Genomic DNA, 4880 nt, shown 5'->3' on the forward strand with positions numbered 1-4880 from the left:
CGCCCGCCACCACGATCTTCGCGCTGGTGGTTGAGCGGGCTGCACCGCCGCTAGAGCTTGCGAAGTCCACTGAGCACCCTTTCGAGCAGTGTCACGTCTGGCTGTCCGCCGGCGGACTCGTCGCCGCCGGGCTGGTGGATGGCGACAAGTCCGGCCTCAGCCAGGTCGGCGACGAGGATCCGGGCAACGCCGAGGGGGATGGTGAGGAGTGCCGAGATCTCAGCCACCGACTTGATCTCGAAGCACAGCCGGCAGATCCGCTGGTGCTCGGGCAACTGCCCTTGCAGCCTTGCGGGTTCGGCCGTGGTGCTGACCAGTGCCTCGATGGCGAGCTGGTAGCGAGGCCGGGTCCGGCCGCCGGTCATCGCATACGGACGCACCAGCGGGTTGTGGTTGCCCGACGCGGGTGAGGGCTCGGGAGCCCGGCGGGGTGCCACCGGCTGGATCCGGGGCGCCTGCGGCTGGTCGTAGGACGGGTCGTACGGCTGCTGCGGCCGTTGGTACGGCTGCGGACCACCCTGTCTGCTCGGTGCGGAGGGGAAGTTGAAGCGGTTCGGACCCTGCTCACCCGAAGACTGGTGAGCCCCTTCATATGGGTGACCGCCTGGGGGTGTTGCCACTTTTCTCCTCCTCCGAGTGCCGTACGCCCGGTCCATGTCCCTGTGGTACCGCGCCACCGCACCCTATGGTGCGGTGGCGAGAAACGCACTGCCAGTTTGCTAGTTGAGAAGACTTCCCTGGAGTTCGGCTCGGAGGTCCGGGGTGAGGACACTGCCGGCACGATCCACCAGGAGAGCCATCTCGTAGCCCACGAGGCCGATGTCGGCATCGGGGTGCGCGAGGACGGCCAGTGAGGAACCGTCCGAGATGGACATGATGAAGAGGAAGCCGCGCTCCATCTCCACAACGGTCTGGTTGACCGCGCCGCCCTCGAAGATGCGGGAGGCGCCCGCGGTCAGCGAGGTCAGCCCGGACGCGACGGCCGCCAGCTGGTCGGCACGGTCGCGCGGGAATCCCTCGGACATCGCCAGCAGGAGTCCGTCGGCGGAGACCACCACCGTGTGGGACACCCCGGGGGTGTTGTCCACGAAGTTGGTGATCAACCAGTTCAGATTCTGCGCCGCCTGGCTCATCGGGCTCACACTAACGCTCCTGGTTGTAGGTGCTACCCGGGCCGAAGCCCGATCCGTTCGTGTCCGTTCCCGCGTTGCGTCCCCGCTGAACACCACGCCGCAGGTTGCTCAACCTGCCACGCACGTCCTCGGGGGCGCGGGAGACCTGTGGGCCGCCCTGCGGGGTCTGTTCCGCCGTGCCCTCGACCAGATTGGCCTTGGGGACCCGTCGCGGAAGGCCGGACGAGGTGACTCCGCCCGCCTTGGGATCGCGGAGCTTGCCGGCCCGCTGCCAGCGCTCGTCGTTCTTCGAGCGCCAGTCGTCGGAGCCGTCCGCCCCGGTCTGCCCGTTCTGCGGCGTCTGCGGTGCCTTGGGGGCCTGGCGGGCCGGTGCGGCCTGCCCTGCCTGTCCGTTGTCGGCACCGCCGGCCTGCCACTGCGTCCCCGACGACTGGCTGCTGCCGCGGCGCGGCAGGCCGGCGTCGGTGAGCTGGTGGCTGGTGCTGGGGGTGGGACCCGGACGTTCGAAGCCTACGCGCTCGGCGCCGTTCGTGGGAGCGTCGGGGGCAGATTCCGCATCCGTCCGGTACTCGGGCTCGTACGCACCCTGGTACGAGCCCTGGTCCGCCCACTCTCCCTGGTGGGAGTGCTGGTCGTACTGGTCGTCGAACTGCGTACCGCGCTCCTGCTGAGCGCTGTACGACGGTTCCGCATACGCCTGCTCCGAGTGCTCGGGGTAACCGGCGGGAACCTGGTACTCACCGGTGCGGTCGTAACCGTCGCCGCCCTCGTAGCCGTACCCGTTCTGCTCGTACCCGGACTGCTCCTGGGCCGCGAAGCCCTGGTCGTACTGCCCGTCCTGGTACTGGCCCTGGTCGTACTGCTCGTCGCCGTACTGGTTCTGGTCGTACTGGCCCTGGTCGTACTGCTCCTGCTCGCCGTAAGGCCGGCCGGCCTCGTCGCGGAAGAGCGGGCGTTCCCCGCCTGCCTGGGCCTCGAGAGCCGCACGGCGCTCCCCGCGCATCAGGGAGCGGTTCACGGGGTCCAGCTGGCGGTTGTCGCCGGCCTCGTTCTCGTAGCGGGAGTCGTCGAAGCCCAGCTCCGCGGCGGTACGCATCGGCGCCGCCTCGAAGGCCTGCTGTGTCGGGATCATCTGCGAAACCGTGAAGTCGTCGTCCGCGATCGGCTCGCCACCGCCACCGTGGGTGATGGCATCGGGGAGCATCACCAGTGACGTCGTACCGGCCTGCTCGCCCGAGGGGCGCAGCTGGACTCGGATGCCGTGCCGGTCGGCGAGGCGGCCGACCACGAAGAGGCCCATGCGCTGGGAGACGGCGGCGTCCACCGTCGGCGGGTTGGCCAGCTTGTGGTTGATGTCGGCGAAGTCCTCGGCGGTCAGACCGATGCCCTTGTCATGGATCTCGATCATGACGCGGCCGTCGGGCAGACGGGTCGCGGTGACACGGACCTTGGTCTGCGGCGAGGAGAACGTCGTGGCGTTCTCCAGCAGCTCGGCCAGCAGGTGCACGAGGTCGGTCACGGCCTGGCCGTGGATCTCGCTCTCCGGCACGCCGGTCAGCTCGATGCGCTCGTAGGACTCCACCTCGGAGGAGGCGGCGCGGAGCACGTCCACCAGGGGCACCGGCTGGTTCCAGCGGCGTCCGGGCTCCTCGCCGGCGAGGACGAGGAGGTTCTCGCCGTTGCGGCGCATACGGGTCGCCAGATGGTCCAGCCTGAAGAGGTTCTCCAGCTGGTCCGGGTCGGCCTCGTTGTTCTCCAGGTCGGTGATCAGGGTCAGCTGGCCCTCGATCAGCGACTGGTTGCGGCGGGAGAGGTTGGTGAAGATCGCGTTGACGTTGCCTCGCAGCATGGCCTGCTCGGCGGCGAGCCGGACCGCCTCACGGTGGACCTGGTCGAACGCCCGTGCGACCTCGCCGATCTCGTCCTGGGTGTCGATCGGGATCGGCTGCACCCTGGTGTCGACCCGGCCCGGCTCGGTGCGGGACAGCTGGTCGACCAGCATCGGCAGACGCTGCTCGGCGATGCCGAAGGCGGCCGTCCGCAGCTCGCGCATCGAGCGGCTCATCTGGCGGGCCACCATGCCGGCCAGGATGAACGCGGTGAGCAGGGCGATGACGACGATCAGACCGTTGACGATGGCGTCGGTCTTGGCCTCGTCGGCGACCCGGGCCGCCTCGGCCACGGACTTGTCGACGAGATCCTTCTCGATCTCGGTGTAGCCGTCGAACTTCGCGGTGGCCGCGGCCATCCAGACGGCCGGTGTCACACCCTGCTCGGCGAGCTCCTCGGGGCGGTCACCGGTGCTGATGGCGGCCACCATGCCGTCGTACACCGAGCCGTTCTTCTCCGGCGGGGGCGTGAACTCCACGCCGGCGGCCGCGGCCTGCTTGGCGGCGGCGCTGAGCTTCTTGGTGCCCTCGGCCGACTTGGCCCCCATGACCGTCTTCAGCTTCTCGGTGTCCTCCGCCGTACCGCCGGAGACGTACTCACCGAGAGCGATGCCCTCCAGGTAGGCGTACGAGGAGAAGGCGATGGTCTGGCCGGTCTTGACCGCCTGCTTCTCGCTGGGGCGCACCAGCAGGTGCGTACCGATGGAGCGCTGCAGCGATGCGGCGGCCTTGGCCAGCTGGATCGCGTAGACCATGCGGCCGAAGCTCGTGACGTTTCCGGTGCCGAGGCCGAGCTCGTTGGAGAGCTCCATGAGCGAGTGCTGGACGAGCACATAGCCCTCTTCGGTGGCAACCGGGCCGCCCTTGGTGGGCAGGGCCTTCTCCGCGCTCTCGACGGCCGCGGTGTAGGCGGTCTGACGCAGCTGCTGGAGCTTGGGCTCCTCGCTCCGGAAGAGGGTGAGACGGCGCTCGAGGCCCTGCTTCTCCGGGAGGTCGTTGACGGCCTCGTCGAACCTCTTCGCGGCGGCGTCGGTGGCCGCCCGGGCGCTCTGCACCGCTGCGGCGTCGCGCTTGCCCTCGAGCAGCGGCTGGGCGGTGAGGTCACGCTCGTTGAGCAGGGCCTGGCCGTACTCCGAGGCGGCGCGCACGATGAGCGCCGTCTTCTCGGCGTCCTGTGCCTCGTTCCAGGTGTCGATCGATCCCTTCACCTGGAAGCCGCCCATGACGAGGCCGACCAGCACGGGTATGAGGAGGATCGCGTTCAGTCGCGTGGGCACGCGCCAGTTGCGTGGGGACAGCCTGCTGGAGCTGCCACTGGTGGGGGGCGCCACAGGCTGCACATCCGCAGGCGACGCCGCAGCACGCGGGGGCGGGGTGAAGTTGCCCCGCGCCTGCTGCTCTGCGGAGCTGATATTGCTTCGCCTCACTCGACCAACAACCTCTCGGCGTCGGCACCTAGGTTGTGCCGATAATTGTTCAGGGCCGTACTACTCACGAGTTCGTTGATTTCAGCATGCCGAGGGGGTCCGTTCCAAACAGCAGGAACGGCCCGTTCGGAGTGCTCCAAGCCTCAGATAAATCGGGCATAAAGAGCGAGCTCCGGCAAATAGCGGGGCCCATGTGAGCACAGCGATACCAGCCGGATGCATCGGGTGTCCGACCTCAGCCAATTTCTCTGTCGAAACGTTATGAACACGGAGGCGGACCGTGTCAAAAGACACAGCCCGCCCCTACGACAACTGCCGTATACACATTACTACTTGAGTCGTGCCATGAGTGCGTGTTCGACGAGGGTGATCAGCGCGCTCTTGGCGTCCGCGCGGTGGCGGGCGTCGGTGGTGATGATCGGGGTGTCGGG

General features: G+C 68.5%; 3 protein-coding genes and 2 pseudogenes. All 5 read right to left on the reverse strand.

The features are described 5' to 3' along the window. A pseudogene (locus AC068D_RS35535) lies at nt 1-70 on the reverse strand (ATP-binding protein); the annotation flags it as partial. Further along, nucleotides 51-620 carry a DUF742 domain-containing protein gene (locus AC068D_RS35540; RefSeq protein WP_478827287.1) on the reverse strand — a complete coding sequence of 190 codons (570 nt, stop codon included), beginning with the start codon at nt 618-620 and terminating at the stop codon, nt 51-53. The gene AC068D_RS35540 and the pseudogene AC068D_RS35535, both read right to left, overlap by 20 nt. A 99-nt stretch (nt 621-719) precedes the next feature. Continuing rightward, nucleotides 720-1133, reverse strand: coding sequence for a roadblock/LC7 domain-containing protein (locus tag AC068D_RS35545; protein ID WP_006127847.1), 414 nt, complete (start codon nt 1131-1133; stop codon nt 720-722). Between the two features lie 10 nt (nt 1134-1143). Next, nucleotides 1144-4449, reverse strand: a complete 3306-nt coding sequence (locus tag AC068D_RS35550; RefSeq protein WP_478827288.1) for a sensor histidine kinase — start codon at nt 4447-4449, stop codon at nt 1144-1146. A 329-nt stretch (nt 4450-4778) separates the two neighbouring features. Then, nucleotides 4779-4880, reverse strand: a pseudogene (locus AC068D_RS35555) (ATP-binding protein); the annotation flags it as partial.

The sequence above is a fragment of the Streptomyces sp. NPDC043861 genome, assembly GCF_056435905.1.

Bases quoted from the DNA above. Each gene is read 5' to 3' on its own strand.
- AC068D_RS35545 (WP_006127847.1), bottom strand. From the start codon at position 1,133: ATGAGCCAGGCGGCGCAGAATCTGAACTGGTTGATCACCAACTTCGTG.